The organism is Pseudoruminococcus sp. (genome assembly GCF_047012705.1).
Classification (GTDB): domain Bacteria; phylum Bacillota; class Clostridia; order Oscillospirales; family Acutalibacteraceae; genus Pseudoruminococcus.
On sequence record NZ_JBKXNW010000014.1, the window covers coordinates 38,961 to 57,870 of the forward strand.

The 18,910-nt window shown below is 39.3% G+C and carries 23 protein-coding genes; all 23 read right to left on the reverse strand.

What is annotated here, in order from left to right:
- The 23 genes from ACLU24_RS12465 to lexA all read right to left on the reverse strand — a co-directional run bounded on the left by ACLU24_RS12465 (position 1) and on the right by lexA (position 18,740).
- Entirely contained in the window at positions 1–738 is a 738-nt protein-coding gene (locus ACLU24_RS12465; protein ID WP_117952161.1) for a CD1107 family mobile element protein, read from the reverse strand.
- Positions 710–1,006 (reverse strand): hypothetical protein, encoded by a 297-nt coding sequence (locus ACLU24_RS12470; RefSeq protein WP_117952164.1) that lies wholly within the window; start codon positions 1,004–1,006, stop codon positions 710–712. The genes ACLU24_RS12465 and ACLU24_RS12470 overlap by 29 nt, the downstream gene beginning before the upstream one ends.
- Positions 1,007–1,049: 43 nt before the next feature.
- The gene (locus ACLU24_RS12475) at positions 1,050–3,896 is read right to left on the reverse strand and encodes a M23 family metallopeptidase (protein WP_412612995.1); all 2,847 of its coding nucleotides are present in this window, start codon (positions 3,894–3,896) and stop codon (positions 1,050–1,052) included.
- Positions 3,897–3,908: 12 nt separating this feature from the next.
- Positions 3,909–6,269, reverse strand: a complete 2,361-nt coding sequence (locus ACLU24_RS12480; RefSeq protein WP_309372277.1) for a VirB4-like conjugal transfer ATPase, CD1110 family — start codon at positions 6,267–6,269, stop codon at positions 3,909–3,911.
- Between the two features lie 52 nt (positions 6,270–6,321).
- Positions 6,322–6,765 carry a PrgI family protein gene (locus tag ACLU24_RS12485; RefSeq protein WP_303793202.1) on the reverse strand — a complete coding sequence of 148 codons (444 nt, stop codon included), beginning with the start codon at positions 6,763–6,765 and terminating at the stop codon, positions 6,322–6,324.
- Positions 6,766–6,818: 53 nt separating this feature from the next.
- A complete protein-coding gene (locus ACLU24_RS12490; RefSeq protein ID WP_412612996.1) occupies positions 6,819–7,739 on the reverse strand; it encodes a VirB6/TrbL-like conjugal transfer protein, CD1112 family in 921 nt (306 codons plus the stop codon).
- 81 nt (positions 7,740–7,820) lie between these two features.
- Entirely contained in the window at positions 7,821–8,078 is a 258-nt protein-coding gene (locus ACLU24_RS12495) for a Maff2 family mobile element protein (RefSeq protein ID WP_298762914.1), read from the reverse strand.
- A gap of 136 nt (positions 8,079–8,214) precedes the next feature.
- A complete protein-coding gene (locus ACLU24_RS12500; RefSeq protein ID WP_412612997.1) occupies positions 8,215–10,125 on the reverse strand; it encodes a VirD4-like conjugal transfer protein, CD1115 family in 1,911 nt (636 codons plus the stop codon).
- Positions 10,126–10,130: 5 nt separating this feature from the next.
- Positions 10,131–10,592 carry a PcfB family protein gene (locus tag ACLU24_RS12505; RefSeq protein ID WP_117952061.1) on the reverse strand — a complete coding sequence of 154 codons (462 nt, stop codon included), beginning with the start codon at positions 10,590–10,592 and terminating at the stop codon, positions 10,131–10,133.
- A complete protein-coding gene (locus tag ACLU24_RS12510; protein WP_117952063.1) occupies positions 10,592–10,882 on the reverse strand; it encodes a hypothetical protein in 291 nt (96 codons plus the stop codon). The genes ACLU24_RS12505 and ACLU24_RS12510 overlap by 1 nt, the downstream gene beginning before the upstream one ends.
- Positions 10,883–10,930: 48 nt before the next feature.
- Complete coding sequence (locus ACLU24_RS12515) at positions 10,931–12,028, reverse strand: replication initiator protein A (RefSeq protein WP_412612998.1); 1,098 nt, start codon at positions 12,026–12,028, stop codon at positions 10,931–10,933.
- Positions 12,021–12,245, reverse strand: a complete 225-nt coding sequence (locus ACLU24_RS12520) for a hypothetical protein (protein WP_021882671.1) — start codon at positions 12,243–12,245, stop codon at positions 12,021–12,023. The genes ACLU24_RS12515 and ACLU24_RS12520 overlap by 8 nt, the downstream gene beginning before the upstream one ends.
- Positions 12,246–12,468: 223 nt before the next feature.
- A complete protein-coding gene (locus tag ACLU24_RS12525; RefSeq protein WP_412612999.1) occupies positions 12,469–12,957 on the reverse strand; it encodes a methionine--tRNA ligase in 489 nt (162 codons plus the stop codon).
- Positions 12,958–13,198: 241 nt separating this feature from the next.
- Entirely contained in the window at positions 13,199–14,440 is a 1,242-nt protein-coding gene (locus ACLU24_RS12530) for a tyrosine-type recombinase/integrase (RefSeq protein ID WP_022146408.1), read from the reverse strand.
- A gap of 11 nt (positions 14,441–14,451) precedes the next feature.
- Positions 14,452–14,706: an excisionase gene (locus ACLU24_RS12535; protein WP_024853349.1), complete on the reverse strand. Its 255-nt coding sequence runs from the start codon at positions 14,704–14,706 to the stop codon at positions 14,452–14,454.
- A gap of 11 nt (positions 14,707–14,717) precedes the next feature.
- On the reverse strand, positions 14,718–14,936 hold the full coding sequence (locus ACLU24_RS12540; protein ID WP_022146406.1) for an excisionase: 219 nt from the start codon (positions 14,934–14,936) through the stop codon (positions 14,718–14,720).
- 12 nt (positions 14,937–14,948) lie between these two features.
- Positions 14,949–15,167 (reverse strand): excisionase, encoded by a 219-nt coding sequence (locus tag ACLU24_RS12545; RefSeq protein WP_022146405.1) that lies wholly within the window; start codon positions 15,165–15,167, stop codon positions 14,949–14,951.
- A gap of 93 nt (positions 15,168–15,260) precedes the next feature.
- Positions 15,261–15,482, reverse strand: coding sequence for an excisionase (locus ACLU24_RS12550; protein ID WP_022146404.1), 222 nt, complete (start codon positions 15,480–15,482; stop codon positions 15,261–15,263).
- On the reverse strand, positions 15,475–16,035 hold the full coding sequence (locus ACLU24_RS12555; protein ID WP_066559579.1) for a type II toxin-antitoxin system PemK/MazF family toxin: 561 nt from the start codon (positions 16,033–16,035) through the stop codon (positions 15,475–15,477). The genes ACLU24_RS12550 and ACLU24_RS12555 overlap by 8 nt, the downstream gene beginning before the upstream one ends.
- A 105-nt stretch (positions 16,036–16,140) precedes the next feature.
- Positions 16,141–16,728, reverse strand: a complete 588-nt coding sequence (locus ACLU24_RS12560; RefSeq protein ID WP_024853351.1) for a hypothetical protein — start codon at positions 16,726–16,728, stop codon at positions 16,141–16,143.
- 311 nt (positions 16,729–17,039) lie between these two features.
- The gene (locus ACLU24_RS12565) at positions 17,040–17,288 is read right to left on the reverse strand and encodes a hypothetical protein (RefSeq protein ID WP_002594701.1); all 249 of its coding nucleotides are present in this window, start codon (positions 17,286–17,288) and stop codon (positions 17,040–17,042) included.
- Positions 17,285–18,010 (reverse strand): ImmA/IrrE family metallo-endopeptidase, encoded by a 726-nt coding sequence (locus ACLU24_RS12570; RefSeq protein ID WP_008789352.1) that lies wholly within the window; start codon positions 18,008–18,010, stop codon positions 17,285–17,287. Before ACLU24_RS12570 ends, ACLU24_RS12565 begins: the two co-directional genes overlap by 4 nt.
- A gap of 130 nt (positions 18,011–18,140) precedes the next feature.
- A complete protein-coding gene (gene lexA / locus ACLU24_RS12575; protein ID WP_024853352.1) occupies positions 18,141–18,740 on the reverse strand; it encodes a transcriptional repressor LexA in 600 nt (199 codons plus the stop codon).
- Positions 18,741–18,910: the final 170 nt, after the last annotated feature.

Genomic DNA, 18,910 nt, shown 5'->3' on the forward strand with positions numbered 1-18,910 from the left:
TTATTTACTCTCCGATTCTTCATCTTCGTTGATTTCAGGCTGATAATCAAAATCTTCGTCTGTGTATTCGGATTCATTGTTTGACGATTTTTTACCGCCTTTGCCCTTAAGCTTATAAAAAGCAAAGCCAATACCACCGAGAATTACAATGCCTATTACAAGATAAATCATATACTGATTGTTGCCTGATGATGTACTGTCGGTATTATCTGTTGTCTGTGCTTCTTCATCGGGAGCGGTTGTAGGCTCTGAAGTATCCTCACCTCCGCTTGATACATTGCTGTCATCTTTTGCAAGCTTATCAAGGTCGGCTGTATCAACCTCGTTCAGAAAGTAAACATTGTTTTCAGTTTTTGTCTTATCAATAATGACATAAAACACATCATCATCTCTTGTTGTTACGGCAATAAGCTGATATGTACCGTTTTCCATCACGATTGTTTCATCTGCGGCAAGATTTGCGTTGCCTGTTGTATTCTTCGACCAATCGTAATTTGTTTTGTTGTCATCTGAGCTTGAACTGCTTTCGCTGTTGTTTGATGATGAATTGTCTGCATTATCAGAATGGTCGGAATTATCCGATGTATTACTGCTGTCGGAAGCAGATGATTCTTCACCTTTAGTTGTTTGTGCGGCAGAAACCGATGCCATACTGCACAATGACATAGATAGGCACATAGCTGCCGTCATAAGGACAGCAAGTAATCTTTTATACGGTTTGCGTTTCTTTTTCAACATTTGAACCTCCTAATTCTCTGATAATATCAATAATATCCTGTTCGGTGAGATTATTCTCTTTGAGAAGCTTAATTATTTTTAAATCCTCATTTAAGGTTGATACCGTACAGTTATTAGCTTTGATAATTGTCATAAATTCTTTTTCCTCTAATTCGCTGATTTGCTTTTCAAGGGATTTCTTTTTTGCAATCAATGAATTGATTTTTTCAGTAAGTGCATTTAGACTTTGCCTAAGTGTATCAAGCTTTTGAACGCTGTTTACAGGCATTTTATTTCCTCCTTCAACTTATGCCCCAACGGGGCATAAGTTATTATTTGTTTTCACGGTAAATCAAAAATTGCGGGTCAACATCGTGCCACACCAGACCGTACTTTATTTGCACACCTAAATGCAAATAATTTTGATTAGCCTTAGTATCGTTACCGTCACAATGCTTATAACTATCAACTTTGCCGATATAATCTCCTAATTTAACTTTACTGTCCTTTTTTAAGCCTGTTTTAGGAGTTATATTACCGTATGTCAGTTTAAATGTTCGTGCGGTATCGTTTTCATACCATATGTTACGGTCTTTCTCGGTGACAATAACAATAGTATGATTTGATGTATCAATACTTTCGACTTTGCCGTCCATAAGTGAATACACATTAGTACCCTTGCTTGCAACAAAGTCTGTGCCGTAGTGCATAGTATTTTGACAATGGCGATTATACCAACTTACTACATCGTAACCGAAGTTGTTATATATTTGGGCATTGGTAAAATTGCCGGGCAGGGGATTACACTCAAAGGACTGGTGCAAGCCGTATGTTGTGGCTGTATTACCGTCATCGTCCTTTTCCTGACAGGATAATATTTGATAATACTGCTTACGCTGTGCATAATCCTCTTTGATTTTTGTTTGAGAAGAATACAGACTTTGACTTTTGGAGTTTAAGACTGCATAAATTGCGTCATCAAAGCTTCTGACTTGTTTGACATTAGTGTAAAGACTGCAATCGGTAATATAGGTATCACGCTTGTAAAATCTGACAGCTTGCCTGTCTTTATCGCCAAAGCGTGTTTTTACATCATCATCAGCCATTGCCCAGTCAAAGTTTTTGCCGTCTGCTGTAAGCTGAGTTTTTCGGTACACACTTGTTCCCGAACCACGAAACCCCAAAAAGCTTTCACCGTCTTTGTTGACTGTTGTATAAAAAGCCGGTATTATACCGTCATCAGGAGCTCTGACCGCTTTGCTCAGATTTTGAAAATAATATCCGGTCTTTGCATAGCTTTTTTTGCTGTTTTTGATTTCACCAGTTGAGTTATCAAAATACACCATCGTACCGCTCGCATATGACTTAATTGCATTCGGTACTCCCAAAGAGCCAAAATCAATATATCCGTATTTCTTACCGTTAGCTGTTGTTACACCCGACCCTTTACAGTAATACAAGTCATCGGACGCATCACCGGGATAAGCATCGTAGGAGCTTAACTCAAGCCAATAAGAACCGTTGACATACTTGTATTTAAAGCTGTATTCTTTATCGAAAAGGTCTTGTAGAATATCATCAAACTTGTCATCATCATAACTCCAACTTTGCTCTTTATCGTCCGCATCGGTAAAATCATAAGTATAGGCACACATAAAAGCAATTAGTTTGTTTGCATCAAAGTCATACACAGGTTCGTAGTTCTGAACGATATTTTTGCCGTAATAATATTTAGTTGGTGTATCGTCCATACTGTCCGTATTGACTTTAAGGCTTTTAAGCCCCTGACGCCATTCGTTTTTGCTTTTGCAACGAATGAGGTTGCTATTATACTCATAAGCAATATTAGTGTACGATTCAATTGCTCTCGACATATCGTAATCATTGCAGTAATAAGTGCCGAGAATGGCAGAGTTTTTTGAAGCTCCTCCGCCGAAAATCATCAAAATTAAAGTAAAGAAAAAAATCACAATCAACAGAGGAGCTGCAACCGCCGCAAAAAACTTAAATATGAAGCCTACAAACTTCTTTGCAATTTCAGCTACCTTTTGAGAGGTTTTAGGCTTTGTTTTTGGTTTGGGTTTTTTGTTGCGTTTTTTGATTTGTTGCTGCCTTTGCAGTTTGCTCTGCCGTTGTTTAAGTTTGTTTTGCTTTTTATTGAGCTTTGGTGTGCGTTTTTGGGATTTATTGATTTTATGGGCTTTAACAGCTTTTTTTACCTGATTACCCTGTTTTGCCATATTGACAACTTTTTGTCCAGCTTTGACAAAATCGTTATCCTGAGCTTCCTGAGCAATTCGATTGCTGAAACGGTATATTCCGCCTTTAGCCATACCGCCCACCGCCATACGCACAAGGCTTTTCGGCTTTGTCAGCTTTTTGAGCTTTTTATTATTTTTAAACTGCTTTTTCGGAATTTTACTGAGCTTTTTATTTAGCTTTAATTCTTTTTTTAGCAGTTTTTTCCTTTTGCCGACCTTACGGGTAATCTTGACTTTTTTCTTAATAACAATGAATTTGCCTGATGATTTACCTTTGATAACCGTTGTACGCTTAAAGCTTCGTGAAACTTTTTTCAGCTTTAGTTTTCGAGCCGAAACAGCTGATTTATAATCCTTTTTCTGAGTCTTAAATTTACGCTTAGCGGATTTATATTTCAGCTTATTCGACTTTGCGGCAAGCTTATATCCCTTGAATTCCTTTTTTTGAGTATGGTGGGATATTAGAGTCTTACGAATATTGTTAAGCGTTCTTACTGTGGTTACGGAAGCAAGAACAGCCTTGCCGGTATCAATCGTATCCGCATTGTACCTTAATTTTTGCTCAAATTTATTCTGAACTAAATCCTTAGCGGTCAGAACAACTGTTTCAGAAGCAAGTGCCGTTCTCCACGCAGCTGATGTAGTGAATTTACGGACTTTATTTACAGCCTTTAAGGAAACCTTTGCACTCTTGCCGAATGTACTTTTCGGACGCATATTGTTAATGCGTTTTGTAATCAGAGGAGGTTTGTCACCCTCAATTCTTCGAGATAAATCATCAATTTTATGCAACAATCCACGCTGTTTGAACGCAGGAGCATCAGCTCTGACTATTTTAAGATGAGTATGATGTGTTTTGATTAAGCGACCGGGCTTTCGCTCAAGTTTTAAATGAAATTCTTTACCGGTCAAGCCCATACCATCACCTCACTATTTCATCTTTTCCTTAGGCGGTTTTAATGCCTTTTTTCGCTTGGTTGGATCTGTGTTCAGCAATTGGAACATAAGGGTATCTTCCGGGAATTCGTCCTCAAACGGAAGAATTGTATCTCCGTAGAACACAAGACCGTGACCGGGCTTCGAGCCTTTAACATACTTGATTTGTGCATTCGATATTTCAAGCTTATTCTGTAAAATCTGACGGTCACCGTCAGATTGATTGAGCATATAAATAAAGTCGGAGTTATCAAGAATGTTTTCTATTTCTGCCGATGACAACAAGTCCTTAACATTTTGTGTAATGCCTGTCGGCACTCCGCCCCATTTACGAAAACGCTTCCACATTTCTACTGAATATCTTGCTGTCTGTTCTTCTCTCAAAAGCAAATGAAACTCATCTATGTAGTAGCGTGTGGTCTTTTTGTTTCGGTTCAGAGCAACTCTGCTCCAAACTTGGTCTTGAATAATGAGCATCGCAATCTTCTTGAGCTGACTGCCGAGCTCTTTAATGTCAAAGCAGACAAGTCTGTTACTGATGTCAATGTTGGTGCGGTATGAAAATACATTATGAGAACCCGTTACATACATTTCGAGCGAGTTATGTACCCTGCTTAACACATTTATAACATCGGGTGCAGTAAATTCCTTGTTAAGGTCTGCGAGTGTCGGCATATTCTCCTTTGTCGGATTATGCATCAGATAATCGTTGTACAATCGCCTTGTACATTTATCAATCGCCGAACGCTCCTCCGAGGTTAATCCGTACTTATCAGCCACAACAAGCTCACACAGAGAAATGATAAAATCCGATTTTGTGGAGAGTGGATTTTCACCCTCCATATCGTCAATCAGATTGATGTCAAGCGGATTTATGTGATGAGGACTGTTGGTAGATATTTTTACAACCTGACCGTCAAGATGTTCAACAAGGGGATAATACTCACCTTCAGGGTCGGTAATAAGAATATCGTCACTCCTCGTCAGGAATATATCTGTAATTTCACGCTTAACCGAGAACGATTTACCTGAACCCGGTGTACCGAGAAACAGACCGTTAGGGTTTTTAAGTTTGAGCCTGTCGGCTAAAATCATATTTTTTGTGACTTGATTAAGTCCGTAATAACAGCCGCTCGGTTGAAAAATCTCCTGTGTAGAGAATGGTATAAAAACGGCAACCGAACTGGTAGGAAGGTCACGCACAATCGGTACAGCATTATAACCGAGCGGCAGAGATGAAGCTAATGCCTGTTCCTGAAGATAATCAAGAGATATGAGCTTGCAGTTATTTTTTTGCGTTATTCTTGACAGAGTTTCAAGTTGTAACGAAGCTTGATTTTTGGTCATTGAATAATTACGAATTGTGACTGTAATCTCAAAAAGTCGTTCGTTCTTGCTGTTAAGCTCTTCAAGCATTCCCTGTAATTCTTCAAGATATATCTGTATGCTTTCGGGCAAAATATCAGAATCGTAGCCGCTTTGAAAAGCCTTTTTTTGTTCATCAATTTTCATTTTTTGAACATCAGACAGTTTTCCACGAATGTATTTTAACGCCTTTAATTGGTCAAAAGGCTTGATATGAAAATTTAGAGAAGCAAGACCCTCGGTGTTATCGAGGAAGTCTGAGATAATACCGTCAGATAATTCGCCGGCAAGAATGTTAATTGATGTAACGCAACCGTAAGCGTTGTTAATTTCAAACTTGTTTTTTCCGGTGAACTTAACGGATGCAGGGGCAATAAAGTCTTTGGTGTTATATCCTTTTTTAACAAGCTCCCAATCGAACAAAAACGGCTGAGTTGTAAACGGGTTGAGTGATTGGTACATTGATTCCAATCGTTGCTCTCCGTTCAGCTTTTTTGAGCGTACCTTCATATCGCCAAACAATCTTATAATTTCCTGTGATACCGTACTTAATTTTGCTCTTGCTTCACGAATATTTTTCGCTTCGGTTGTAAAAGTCAGATATTTCTTCACGCTTCTGCCGTTTTTACCGCCGAGCAAATTATTAACTCTAATATCCGAATATTCCTTACGAACATCGTTAAAATCATCGTCAACGGAATCAATCTGTACATACTGAATCATTGACTCCTTGTCAATAACCTGATTTTCATAGGTATTTTGAAATTCGATTGTTTCATCGAAATAATTGAGAATATCACACCAAGCCGAAAATTTACTGTCCTTTTCTTCATATGTTGCAAGCTGATAATTTGTATCATAAAATTCAACTGTCTGTGAATATTTTTGACCGCCGATGTGACAGGTGCCGTCAGGAAACATTGTTTTGTACGGCAGAATAGCCTGAGTAGATGAGGAATCTTCTTCATTTTCTTTTTTAAGCCTTGCCATCCGTGCCTTAATCGACTGTATTTCTTCCTTTGTTAAGGTGTTTTTTTGATTTTTACTGTTTTTTGATTTTGAGTTTGGCAATAATGCTCACCTTCTTCGTATTATTAAACTCTGATATATCAACCCCGGCGGCAATGAGTTTGCGTTTTAATTTGCTGTATTCGATTTGGTTCAGAATCATTGCCATCGGAGATTTACTCTGATATGTTCTGACTCTCGGTTGTCTCATAAACGAGATAAGCAACTTGAGATACTCCTCCAAGTACATACCGTTTTTGGTGAACAAACCGCAGGCGATGCCCGGAAAAGCAAAGATTCCGAGAGCTATGACAGCTACGGTAATGTTGCTTGTTACCGTCTTAATTATGAAAAATGCAGGAATACCCATTGCAAGACCGATACCAAAACACATTGCCTGTCGTTTTGTCAAACCAAAAATAAATTTTTGCTTGATTAAAGACAAGTCTTTTGGTATCTTAACGAAATTTTGTTGCATAAAAAACTCCTTTTAACTTGTGCCCCAATGGGGCACAAGTCAGTGAATTTGGATTAGTGTGCCGCAAAAGCAGACTTCGAAATGCTTGATGTTCGGAATATTGTGAAGATAAATGCAACAACAAAGCCGAGTAAGGTAGCCATTGTCATTACAACATCCTGTCCGCTCATCATATTTTTCAAAGTGTTATTGAACAAGGTCTTGAATATTGCAAGTGCAACGATAATGAAAAATCCCTGAAAAGCGAGAGCAAGCAGATTTCTCAGCCAATTCTTGCCGATATCGCCCCAATCCTTGTTCATCATAGTAGCCATAGGAATAGGGGATATTGAGAGCATCATATACACATCAATAATCCTTGATGCAAGCACAATTACAATTGCCGCCAACAGAACAAACGAAACGATGAGGATAACAAAAGCAATAATCAGCGTAGTTATCAGCGTACCTATATCCTGCGACATCAAAGCCTGATGAAAACCGGACGAATTAACAACATCAGCCGAAATAAATTTGCCTGTGCCAAACAGCGTATTAAGCCCCGAATTGACGGCATCCGTGCCGAACACAAAAATACCGGTCGCTATGTAAAAGACATTGCTTACGAGTAATATTCCGCAGAACGATTTTAATATCCAACGAATAAAAATTGAATCATCAAAATCTCTGAAATTATTGCCCTCAACAACCATTGAAAAAAGCTCATAGCACACAACAATCATCAACATAAACGCACCTATCGGTACGATTACATCGTTCGACAGCTTTTCAATCGTTGTCCATATACTTGTACCGCCCGAACCGGTAGTACCTGTAAAGGTTGTCGGGTCACCGAGAAACTGAGAAAATATTCCGTTTAATCCGGTATCATCGTTGTTGTTGAGTGCACCCGACAGCATATCGTTGACTGTATTAAGACAGCCTTCAATAGCTCCCGAAAGGATTTCCTTGAACCAATTTTCGAGAGCGTTCATAAAGTCCTCAACAATCCAGACAATCGCCCTCTTTCCGACTTATGCCCCAACGGGGCACAAGTTTATTTTTGCTTACTCTCATTATTTACTCTGAGCCTGATTCATCATCTGACCGAGTACCGGCACGAGAAGTACGCCGGCAGCAATAAGTGCAATACCTGCCATAAGCTGCTTCATACCCTGTGATTTTGCTCCGGGGTTATCGTTGCCGTAGCCTTCAAGCAAGTTAATAATGCCCCACACAGCCAGACCGGCACCGATAAGACAGATAACGGCTGTGAGTACAGTCTGAGCTGTGCTGATAAAAGATGACGCATTCACTGCGGCAAAGCAGGACATACAGCTCATTGCGGCAATTGATGCGATTGCTGTAAGCACGGCAACAGCCTTTTTTGATTTCTTACATCTTCTTGAGAGCTTGTTAGGCTCTGTTTTTGATAAAAAGTTCATAGGTTTAGCTCCTTTATGTATTAATTTACCGATATTCGGTATATTGTGTGTTTTGTAAAACAGCAGCATTTTTTTGACGGCTCTTAACAAACCTTGCAACATCAAAATAATTTTTCTTGTCGCTGTCAAACAGCTTGCCGTAATTCTTGTGTTTTGTTATGTCAAATTTCTTCGACATAAACGGGTGCAAGCCACGGATTTGCAGAATACATTGAGAGTTATCCATAACACTCAATTCGTCCTGTGACATCAGCTCTTTGCCGAGTTTTTGATAATTTACTCCGTAGCTTTCCTGCGTACCTCTACTTCGGGAAGTATTGAACATATAAATCGTTTCCTTACCGAGAGATTCGGATATATCCTTGAGCGTGGTTTTCTCTTTTCCGCCGAGAAACAAGAGTGAATCACAGTTACCTTCAATTGTTTCTGCATTGTCTTTATACAAGGACTTGAGCTGAGATTTGGTCTGCAAAATGATACTTGCAGATATTCCACGGCTTCTGATTACCGAAATAATCTTTTCAAACTGAGGTATCTGCTTGATATTTGCAAATTCGTCTATCAGACAACGCACGGGATATTTCAATCGTCCCGAACCGTTAGGATTATTGTCAGCCTTTGTACACAGTAAGTTAAATAACTGCGAGTACATCATCGCAACGAGAAAATTGAAGGTGTCGTCCGTGTCGGAAATTATGATGAACAGAGCTGTCAGCTTATCGCCGATTGTGTCAAGGTGCATTTCATCGTAGCTTGTGATTTCAAGCACCTTGTCAATTGAAAACGGAGCCAATCTTGTGGCACAGCTTATCAAGATTGATTTTGCAGTTTTTCCTGCGGCAAGTTTATAAGCCTTATACTGTCTGACTGCAAACCTACCAAGAGAAGCTCTCCAATCGTCAACCTCTGCGTCTTTGAGCTCGGCATAATTTTCATTTTCCTCTGAAAATTGTTCGTCCTGCTCCCAAGCGTTTTCAATCCACCGTTCAAGATAGTAAAATGCCCAATCAATAGCGTTTTTGAAGGTTTCGTTATCTTCACGGCATTCCGAAGCGTTTACAAAATCAATCAGTGTTTCAAAGTTCCACTCTTCTTCCGGACACATCGTAATGATGAGTGCTATGTATGAGGTGTATAACAGCTTTTCCGCTTTGACCCAAAATTCATCTCCGCCTTTTTGGTCGCCCGTTGTGTTTGTGATAAGTACCTCAACCGTGCGGAGAATATCCTGCTCACGGCTTTCGGGTCGAATATATGCAAACGGGTTGTAGTGCATTGATTTTGAAAAATCAATTGTATTAAAAACTCTGATGCTGTACGGTGTATATCCGATGATTTTTCCGTTTTTAACAACCGGCTTTCCTTTTTGGAGCATTTTGCCGCACTCAACAAGAACCGTTCCTTTAGGGTCTGTTACAACATAGCTTGAGTGCATTTGCATAAGATTCGGCTTGACATAAAAGCGTGTTTTACCCGAACCTGAACCGCCGACAACAAGTACATTCTGATTTCGTGCATACTTGACATTTGATGGCTTACCCATCGTAATGCGTTCGGTTTGCGTGAGAAGCACATTGTTATCGAAATTCTGCCTGTCCATATACGGCTCAATATCCTTGGGAGTACCCCAACGAGCTGAACCGTACTCCTTGTCCTCGGCATATTTTTTTCGGTGCTTACGCTTGTATTCAAGTACAAGTTTTGCAATGACAGCAGTCATAAAGCCGACAAATGCGTCAAGCGGATGAAGAGAGGGAAGAGGATTTGTCAAAGCGTTGCCGAGATTTGTAAAAAAAGGCATTGCCTTAACGCTGATATTTCCCGATATACCAACAGTGCGGTATGCACAGCAAACTTTGTCGCCAATCCAAAAAAACAGCAGGCAAGGCAAAATGAAAATGATTGCTTTTTTTATTTTATCCGTATCTACACGCACCGACATCACCGTCCTAAATTTGACTTGTTGTGAGATTTTTCTTTGTCAACAGCAGCTTGCTTTTCGGATATGACTTTTGCATTTTGCTTAATCTGTTCTCGGTTTACAACCTGAGTGACAGATTTTTTATCAAGTTTTTTTGAAGTACCAAAGGCGTATTCCTTAAAGGCTTTCTGAAAATTTTCTTCTTTACCCGACTGAAAAAATATGCGATATGTAGGCGGTGATGTTGACTTGTCCCGTGTAAGTGCAAAGTCAATATCGTACTTTTTCGCAGTCGATAAAAAATCCTTGATGTTGTTATCGGTAATTTCTATACTTTCAAGAACACCTGTTTTTGCAAGCTTGTTGAAACTCTTAAGACCGGATTTTTGTTTTTTGCCTGATAAGTAATCACGCATTATCTCTTTGAGCAAGTCGCTTGATACGCAGCTTGTCTGCACCAAAAAGTCCATAATCTGTGACATTAAGCATTCACTTCCTTGGACTCAATGACCGGTTCGGGCATCTGAAAGACCGTTTTCCCGGCTTTGAGCGTTTCAATGAGAGCAAGCAGTACATTTTCGCACTCAGTCGTATTGTTATAAATGCCGAGAACAGTATCGCTGTCGCCGCTAATCTCAGCATCATCTGATGATGCCGATTCAAATCCAACGATGGCATACACCGTTGTTCCGTCAACTTCGCCTTCGTACATTGTCACTTTAGCGAGTTTATCGAAGTTGATAAGCTCGTAGTCTTGACTTATGATTGTCATTTTGTTTTCTCCTTTCAACTTCTGCCCCGTTGGGGCACAAGTTTGTTTTTATCTGCTGTTGTGCAGGTCATAAGCGACTTGCAGGTCGGTATCAAGCTCCATTGTTGTCGGAGCGTTGTAAAGACAGCTCAATAAATAACTTCTCGGATTTTTGATTTGCTTTGTATTTGCGGATGCATCAATTTTTTCAAAAAGATATTCAATATGAGATTCATCTATTGTTTTCAAACGGTCGGCAACAATACCGATTGATGTTTTGATACCGTTAATTATGACAGAGGTTGTAGGATGAGTGTAAGCCGACACATATACCTCCGCTATCAGGCTGACAATTAAGTCAAGATAACCTTTTTTGCTTTGATGATTGGTGAGTAAGTACATATACGAGATTTGGAGCTGCGTTTCTGCAACGGCATTTTTGTAAATTGAAATTTCTGAGTTCGGGTTGCTTCTATCTATCAATCCATCAGATGATGGGTTTTCAGACTTCGGTTGTGACTTCCCATTAGTTTCTGTAATATGATAGATAGATGGATAAGTATTACTATTCTCAGTATGGTTAATCTCAGTATGGATATATGACTGATTTTCAGAAGTCAAGACTTCTGCTTTATCGAAGTCCAGACTTCGGTTTTTCAGAAGTCTTGACTTCGGTATGGTACTGCTACAATCAAGTTCAGACTTCGGTTTTTCAGAAGTCTGAACAGCTGTTTTAGAAGTAATGCCAGAAGTCTTATTTTTAGACTTGCACTCGGTCAAAGACTTGATTCTTTGCAATACTTTGGTGTTGCTTTTAGATACCGGCTTTGAAAAATTCATAACATAAATTTTTGTAGGCTTTCCCTGACCTTGCTTTTTACGGATTATCAAGCCTATGTTTTCAAGCTCAACGAAAATCTTAACAGCTTTGTCTTTGCCAATGTTCAGACTTTCCTGTGCATTTTCCTGCTTGTAGAAAACATAGGTTTTACCATCAGCATCAACCCATTTGCTTTTTTTAGATAGGGAAGTCCTATCGAGCAAGAATCCATAGAGTAATTTTGCTTCACAGGAAATGCTCTTAAACCTGTCATCGGTAAAAAGCACTTGAGGTACTCTATAAAACTGATACTGTTCGCTGTCGCTGCCATAGAAAAAATCAAACATTATGCACACGCTCCTTTTCGTTAGCCTTTTTCAGCTCGCCCTGAAGTGCGTTGATTTCAGCTTTTCCAAGCTGATTGATTAAATCTGCTACATTCATTACAGCCGATGCAGTAACAGAGTTGCTCAAAATCATTCCAAAGAGCAATTTCGTTTCGGCAGAGTAGCCGTTGTATTCGTTTGTCATAAGTTCTTTTGGCAGATAAATGCACTGTCCCATACTAATTCCCATCTTTACTTTTAAATTTCAATCGTTGCCTGCTCAATCGCTTTTTGCCAAATAAAAAAAGCCAATCTCTTTCGAGATTGACTTTAGTCAGTATGAGTATTTAATTTTGTACCCTCAGCGTAACGACCTATATCTTGAAAATTATGCGATTTTTCCTTGCTTGCACCGATTTCTGCATCAATCTATTTTGTAAACGGTACATTTTTACATCATCTTAATAGAGCTTTGCACCTGCGGGGATATGGTTATCGACCATGAGGAGGTGGAGCTTTTCTTCGCCTTCTTCTTCATGAACTGCACTGAGGAGCATACCGCAGGAGTCAATGCCCATCATTGCTCTCGGCGGAAGATTTGTGATAGCGATAAGAGTCTTTCCAACCAGCTCTTCAGGCTCATAATAAGCGTGAATACCGCTTAAAATTGTGCGGTCTGTGCCTGTGCCGTCATCAAGAGTGAACTGTAAAAGCTTCTTCGACTTCTTAACAGCCTCGCAAGCCTTGACCTTTACTGCACGGAAATCTGACTTTGAGAATGTTTCAAAATCAACATATTCTTCAAACAAAGGCTCAACTTTTACCTTTGAGAAGTCAATCTTTTCTTCAACAACAGCATCCTTGGTTTTCGGAATACCCGACGGCTTCTTGTCGGAATCCAAGCTCTTCATTGTTGGGACTTTCTCCGACACAATTCCGAAGCCACTCATATTCCTGAGCAACTCCCTACTTTGCTTTTTTCAACCAGATAAAACGCCTTGTTTACCTTTAAAATTGATTACTTTCCGCATAAGCAGTTGTATTATTTGATGTATTTGATGTAAATCCCGATTGAGAGAATGGGTTCTTCAATCGGATTGCTTACTAAATTATAATCTTTATTATTGAATAAGTCAATCAGACCAAAAAAAGCAGCGTACCAATTTTCATTTTAAAGTACGCCACTTTTTCCTACGCTATTGAATTATTAAAGTATTTATCCAGTCCATCAAACTCGGTTCTTTTTAGTTCCTTTGTTACATCAGTATAGATATTTAAGGTTGTTGTTATATCCTTATGTCCGAGTGTATCCTGAATAACTTTTATATTTACACCTGCTTCACACATTCTTGTTGTAAATGTATGTCTGAGCGAATGACAACTAAAATGTGGTAAAAGCACTTCTGGGTTTTCTGTTTTCAAAAACTGCTCATCGTTGCAATCACGGATTATGCGTCGGATTGCCTTATTCAAAGTCGATTGATGTTGTGGCTGTCCGAAGCGATTGAGAAATATAAAATCTGTATATCCATCTATGGTCGCTTCGCAGTGAACCCCTAGCAGTTCTTGTCTTTCTTTTTCCATAACAAATGCTTCTTTAACAAAATCGAGCATCGGAACTTGTCTATTTCCTGCTTCTGTCTTTGGAGTATTCACATTGAAATAGCAGCCCTTTTTTCCTTCAGAAGTTCTGTGGTCATAATAAACCAACGTGTGATTAACATCTATAATCCCATCTTCCAAATCAATATCACACCATCTGAGTCCAGTAACTTCTCCAACTCTTAACCCCGTTCCAAGCATTACTGCAAACACCGGATACCAATACACTGCTGTATTAGAGTTCTTCAAATAATCCATAAACAATTCCTGCTCAGGTCGAGTAAGTCCCCTGCGTTTCTCTGTCTTGAAGCAATGAGCTTTTTTCAATTCCCTTAAAACATTATTTGTCGGATTGTTTCTGATATAGTTATCATCAACCGCCATATCAAATATCTGATGAAGAATGTTGTGGACACCATCAACCGTTGCTGGCTTCAATCCTCGCTCATCAACCAGATAATTATAAAATCTCTTAATATCTGATTTCAAAAATGTTGAAACTCTCTTAGAACCGATTTGCCGACGTACAAAGGTTTCATAAATATATTTGTAATTCTCAAAAGTGTTGTTTTTCAATCCTCTCTTCAGGTCTTTCCACAACTCATATAAATCATCGAGTGTAACATATCGTGCTTCCGCTTTTATGCCATCACTTTTGTCTTTCTCAATCGCTTCCTCTTTAATCCTGAGTGCTTCAAGCGTTTTTGAATAGACATATCTTCTTTTATGGTTTTCATCAGTCCAACTGTACTGATAACTTCCATCACTTCTTTGAAGTTCTCCCGTGCGAAGAACTGTCCTTGTTTTATCTTTTCGTTTTGGTCTTGCCACGGCTGTTCCTCCTATATTTCATTCCTGCTATTTAAAAATTCCACAAATTTGTCAATGATGACATACACCTGATAACCATCTGTCGTCATAAAATTGCAGTCTTTCCTTTTCATCAACTCTCGTATTTTTCCCCTTCCGATACCTGTATAAGCGGCTGTTTCATTTACCGACAAACATTTCTTTTTCCAAAATGGCTGCTCTTTTTTCTTTTCTATAAGACTTTCCCGATAAGCAATCATTTCTTCATCTGCAAAATCCACATTCATCGTTCCACCTCCTAAATCTCATACATTTTTTCAATGTACTCATCAAACAATTCTCTTTTTATCATTCGGCGTTTTCCCACCCATAACACAAATGGACAGTCAGCAAACCTTGTCATTTCACGAAGTTTTTCTCTGCCAATGCCGGTATAGGCAGTAGCTTCATCAATGGTCAGATACGGCTTATGCCATATTGGTACTTCTAATCTTTCTTTTTTTACTGGATTACTCACAATAATACCTCCTCATATCGAATACTGCTTTTTTATAAATTCAACAAATTCTTCTCTCTTGATAAGTCGCTTTGAGCCATTCCATAAAACGAACGGACATCTTTCATTATCGGTAAGCTGTCTGATTTTTCTGCTTCCAACACCTGTATAAGCTGCGGCTTCATCAATTGTAAGCATTACTTTCTCCCAAAGTGGGACATTATAGATTGTTTCATCTTTTTCGTTGTTCATATGCTGTAACCTCCTTTGCGTGGTTACAGCATACTTAAAAATCTACGCTGAGCCAACGATGCGAATTTGCTCATCGCAGATTTGACTTTTTCATTAAATAGAATACTGATTTGCAATATATTCCTCAAAAATTTTTCGCTTTATCATTCGGCGGCTTCCTATCCAAAGTACAAACGGGCAATCTTGCTTTTCCGTCATTTCATAAAGTTTTCCTGTTCCAATATTGGAATATATGGATGCTTCTTCAATCGACAAATTAGGCTTATGCCAAAGAGGTACATTATAACTCAGCTTCTTTACACTGCTATTAGACATTCTTACACCTCTTTTCTTTCTTTGATGAATATCTGTCGGTAACAACATAATCCCAACCATCTCCATCACACTTATCACATCTGTCTTTTCGCTTTGCAAATGGGTCAAGTCGCCTTACAATATAGTCCGGATTGTGGATGTAATCATTCAGGCACTTCGGGCATAGACAACGAATATTTTCTTTCCCCTCCGGCTTGTAAACCCAAAGTCCAAAAGTCTTTTTCAAAGTTGCGTTTATCTGCCTGAAAAGTTTATCGTCATCTACCGTACCTATGTATTCACGCAAATCCTCTCTATTGACTGTCCGTATCTGCTCCAGAAGAACCATTGACGGTTTCTTCAGTCCAAACTCCTCGCCAAGAATAATGTGCGATGGCAAATATCTTTTCTTGATTACACTTGTAACCGCTGCAACAATAATCGTTGGAGCATTCTGGTTATAATCGTCTGCCTGAACGACAAGCACCGGACGCTCTCCGCTTTGTACTGAACCACTGTTATCTCCAAAGTCATAGTAGAATAAATCCCCACGACAAATCATTTTTTCTTTCATATACATAACCTCACAAGAATCAAATTTTTAAAGTGTCATTCGTATCCGGAATGAAATAACCCCTTCACTCATTTGGACAAAGGGTGCTGAAATGCACACCCAAAATCAGAGATTTTCATAAAATTTGATAAAGTTTTTCTTTGCCGCTGCAATAGACTTATCTACGGAGCTGTAATATACGCCCTCCTGCTTTGCAATCGCTCTGGAACTCAGACCGCAGCACACATTCTTCATAAGGCGTTCCCTTTGAAGTGGCTGCAACATTGAAAGTGCTATTCTTGCTTTCCTGATTTCACACTGGCGCAATTCTTCTCTTTCCAGTTCAAGTCTTTCTTCCTCTGCTCTTTCAAATGGGTCGTCAAACATAATTGCAAGTTCTTTATGGAACTGTGAGGACATTTCATCGTCATATCCATAGCAGTCAAGTGTGCGACTGCTTCTCTTTGCATACTTGTCCTCATTTCGGTTTGCATCGTCAATTACCTCTCCCTGTGCAATGGAAAGATGAACAAACGGAGAATATCTTTCTATAACAAGTGGATACTTCTCCCAAAGCTCTTTTACCGATAATTCCGTAATAATCGCCCATCTTTCATCTCCGGTATAACCGTTATATTCGTATTTAAGGTTTATCAGTTTACAATCCTTTGCAAATAATTCTTCTTGTTCTGTTAATGTAAGTTTGTTTGTCATTTCCGTAATCTCCTTTGAATTTTGAAAAATTGATAAGTTTCAAAATTCGGAGATTACGGGTACTCAGCTATCTGGCACTGCCATGCGTTATAAAACATAAAAGTCCTTTCCCAAGTAAGGGAAAAGACCTAATACTGCACGAAGCATAATCGAATAAAACAGCAACAAAAAAAGCACCGTCGAATCTGGACAGCAAAGAATACTTCTATTCTTCACTTATCCGGCTTCGTACGGTGCTTGGTAGTTTAGCAAATAAATTGCTTATCTCCGCTTACTCGATTAGAAATCGTTTCGATATTTACTTGTAATCTTCATCGCCTGCAATTCCTGCCATATCCGTTCCTGCGGATTCTGCGGAAGTAAGCGAGATTTAAGATATGGACATTCTTGCATTTCTGACACTTCACACTCAAATGTCCGGTTGCGTCTGAAAAAACTCTTTGTATCCTGAACCCACAAGTCGGGCAGAGAATATCACGCTCTTTCAGACTTTCTGCTTCTACTCTTGACAGAAGCAATCTCTTTTGTATTTCAGGTGCTACCTGAGTCTGTAACCTCATTGTGAAACACCTCCCAGATTTAACTCATTGGAAATGTACTCAAGGATATTGTGATACTCAAATAGCCCCATATCTCTCAATCTGATAACCAAGGCTGTATAAGATACTCCGATATAAGCTGCCATTCTGCGGATAACTGCTTTATCCTTTGAAGTAATGGTATTATCGCCATAAACTTTTATCGGATTTGACTGATTATATTTCGCCAAGGCATTTTCAATAATTCTTCTCGGCATAAGAAGCGAAGCTCCCATTGTATCTGCCTGCCACTCAACAGACGCAAACATCTGAGCCAGTTCCTCTTTGGAATAACTACGCTCACTGTCATACTCTGCATGAAAGCGTCCTTCACTCGGCATTGCATACATCTTACTCAAGATATGATGTGACGCTTCGTGTGCCATTGTAAACCTGCGACGTCCCTGCTCCTTTTCAGCAAGAAGAAATTTATCAAGTACGATGGTATCTTTCGGGAAAACAAAGGGAATAATTTTTCCGTCCTGATGTACCAGCAGTGGTGTTGCTCCATCTGCCAGAAAACCAATCCTGCCTGCATCATCTTCTGCGAAAGAAGCGTATTCAATTCGTAACATAAGAAATTCTGTAATGAAATGTTCTATGTCGATGGATTGAATCACTCGATTGCTAAACTTATTAGCATAAGCTGTTATCAAGCCTTCGCTGATTTCTTCCAACTCGGCTCTTGACATATAAATACTCAAGTTGTGTCCACCTCCGACTCCACCTTGTCCGGCGGTGCAACTCCTCCGGCAAAGTTCTGTTGTATTTCCGCACTATCCAAATTGATTAGATAGCGAATTCCTTCAAGTGTTCTCATTCGTCTGTCCTCTGTTATAGTTCTTTGATGATGTGACAAGCCACACCCTGAATGCAGCACTCATCTACAATGATGTCTTTCATCTTCTTATTTTCCGGGTGGAGAATGATTTTCTTATTCTCATCATCTCGGAAGTAGCGTTTCAATGTATTCTGATTATCCACAAGGGCAACTACTATATCGCCCTCTTTGGCTTCTACCTGCTTTTTGACAACCACAAGGTCGCCGTCATCAATCCCTGCTTCAATCATAGACTGACCGCTTGCTCTTAATATAAAGAAATCTCCTTTGCCGAAAATAGCAGTAGGAAGTGATACATATTCTTCAATATTTTCTTCCTCATACTGAGGACTGCCACAAGGAATAGAACCTACAATCGGTGTCTGTGTCTGTTCGCCACTGTACTTACGGGTCACATTGGTACGAATCTCCTGCCCGTCATACTCAATCATATTCTTCTCAGCCATCTCTACCAAGTATTTATATGCTGTACCTCTGGCAATGCCAACAGCTTCAGCAATCTTTGTAGTCGATGGGGATTGTCTGTTTTGCAGGTAATAATCCTCGATATACTTTTTTATCTCACTCATAAGTTCAGGACTCTTGCTTCTCATACCTGCACCTCGCTTTCTTTTCTATCGGAAGCAGTTTGCTTTCGATAGTTTTATTATACCTGATACGAAAATTTTTTCAAGTAGGTTTTTCGCAAAAGAAAAGAGGTGTCGCAATTTGCTAACACCTCTCCATTCTTTAATATTGACTTTACGCTTTATGCAGACCATCT

Bases quoted from the DNA above. Each gene is read 5' to 3' on its own strand.
- ACLU24_RS12465 (WP_117952161.1), bottom strand. From the start codon at position 738: ATGTTGAAAAAGAAACGCAAACCGTATAAAAGATTACTTGCTGTCCTT.
- ACLU24_RS12470 (WP_117952164.1), bottom strand. From the start codon at position 1,006: ATGCCTGTAAACAGCGTTCAAAAGCTTGATACACTTAGGCAAAGTCTA.
- ACLU24_RS12475 (WP_412612995.1), bottom strand. From the start codon at position 3,896: ATGGGCTTGACCGGTAAAGAATTTCATTTAAAACTTGAGCGAAAGCCC.
- ACLU24_RS12480 (WP_309372277.1), bottom strand. From the start codon at position 6,269: ATGGCAAGGCTTAAAAAAGAAAATGAAGAAGATTCCTCATCTACTCAG.
- ACLU24_RS12485 (WP_303793202.1), bottom strand. From the start codon at position 6,765: ATGCAACAAAATTTCGTTAAGATACCAAAAGACTTGTCTTTAATCAAG.
- ACLU24_RS12490 (WP_412612996.1), bottom strand. From the start codon at position 7,739: ATGAACGCTCTCGAAAATTGGTTCAAGGAAATCCTTTCGGGAGCTATT.
- ACLU24_RS12495 (WP_298762914.1), bottom strand. From the start codon at position 8,078: ATGTCCTGCTTTGCCGCAGTGAATGCGTCATCTTTTATCAGCACAGCT.
- ACLU24_RS12505 (WP_117952061.1), bottom strand. From the start codon at position 10,592: ATGTCACAGATTATGGACTTTTTGGTGCAGACAAGCTGCGTATCAAGC.
- ACLU24_RS12510 (WP_117952063.1), bottom strand. From the start codon at position 10,882: ATGACAATCATAAGTCAAGACTACGAGCTTATCAACTTCGATAAACTC.
- ACLU24_RS12515 (WP_412612998.1), bottom strand. From the start codon at position 12,028: ATGTTTGATTTTTTCTATGGCAGCGACAGCGAACAGTATCAGTTTTAT.
- ACLU24_RS12520 (WP_021882671.1), bottom strand. From the start codon at position 12,245: ATGGGACAGTGCATTTATCTGCCAAAAGAACTTATGACAAACGAATAC.
- ACLU24_RS12525 (WP_412612999.1), bottom strand. From the start codon at position 12,957: ATGAGTGGCTTCGGAATTGTGTCGGAGAAAGTCCCAACAATGAAGAGC.
- ACLU24_RS12535 (WP_024853349.1), bottom strand. From the start codon at position 14,706: ATGAATGTGGATTTTGCAGATGAAGAAATGATTGCTTATCGGGAAAGT.
- ACLU24_RS12545 (WP_022146405.1), bottom strand. From the start codon at position 15,167: ATGAACAACGAAAAAGATGAAACAATCTATAATGTCCCACTTTGGGAG.
- ACLU24_RS12550 (WP_022146404.1), bottom strand. From the start codon at position 15,482: ATGTCTAATAGCAGTGTAAAGAAGCTGAGTTATAATGTACCTCTTTGG.
- ACLU24_RS12555 (WP_066559579.1), bottom strand. From the start codon at position 16,035: ATGAAAGAAAAAATGATTTGTCGTGGGGATTTATTCTACTATGACTTT.
- ACLU24_RS12560 (WP_024853351.1), bottom strand. From the start codon at position 16,728: ATGACAAACAAACTTACATTAACAGAACAAGAAGAATTATTTGCAAAG.
- ACLU24_RS12565 (WP_002594701.1), bottom strand. From the start codon at position 17,288: ATGAGGTTACAGACTCAGGTAGCACCTGAAATACAAAAGAGATTGCTT.
- lexA (WP_024853352.1), bottom strand. From the start codon at position 18,740: ATGAGAAGCAAGAGTCCTGAACTTATGAGTGAGATAAAAAAGTATATC.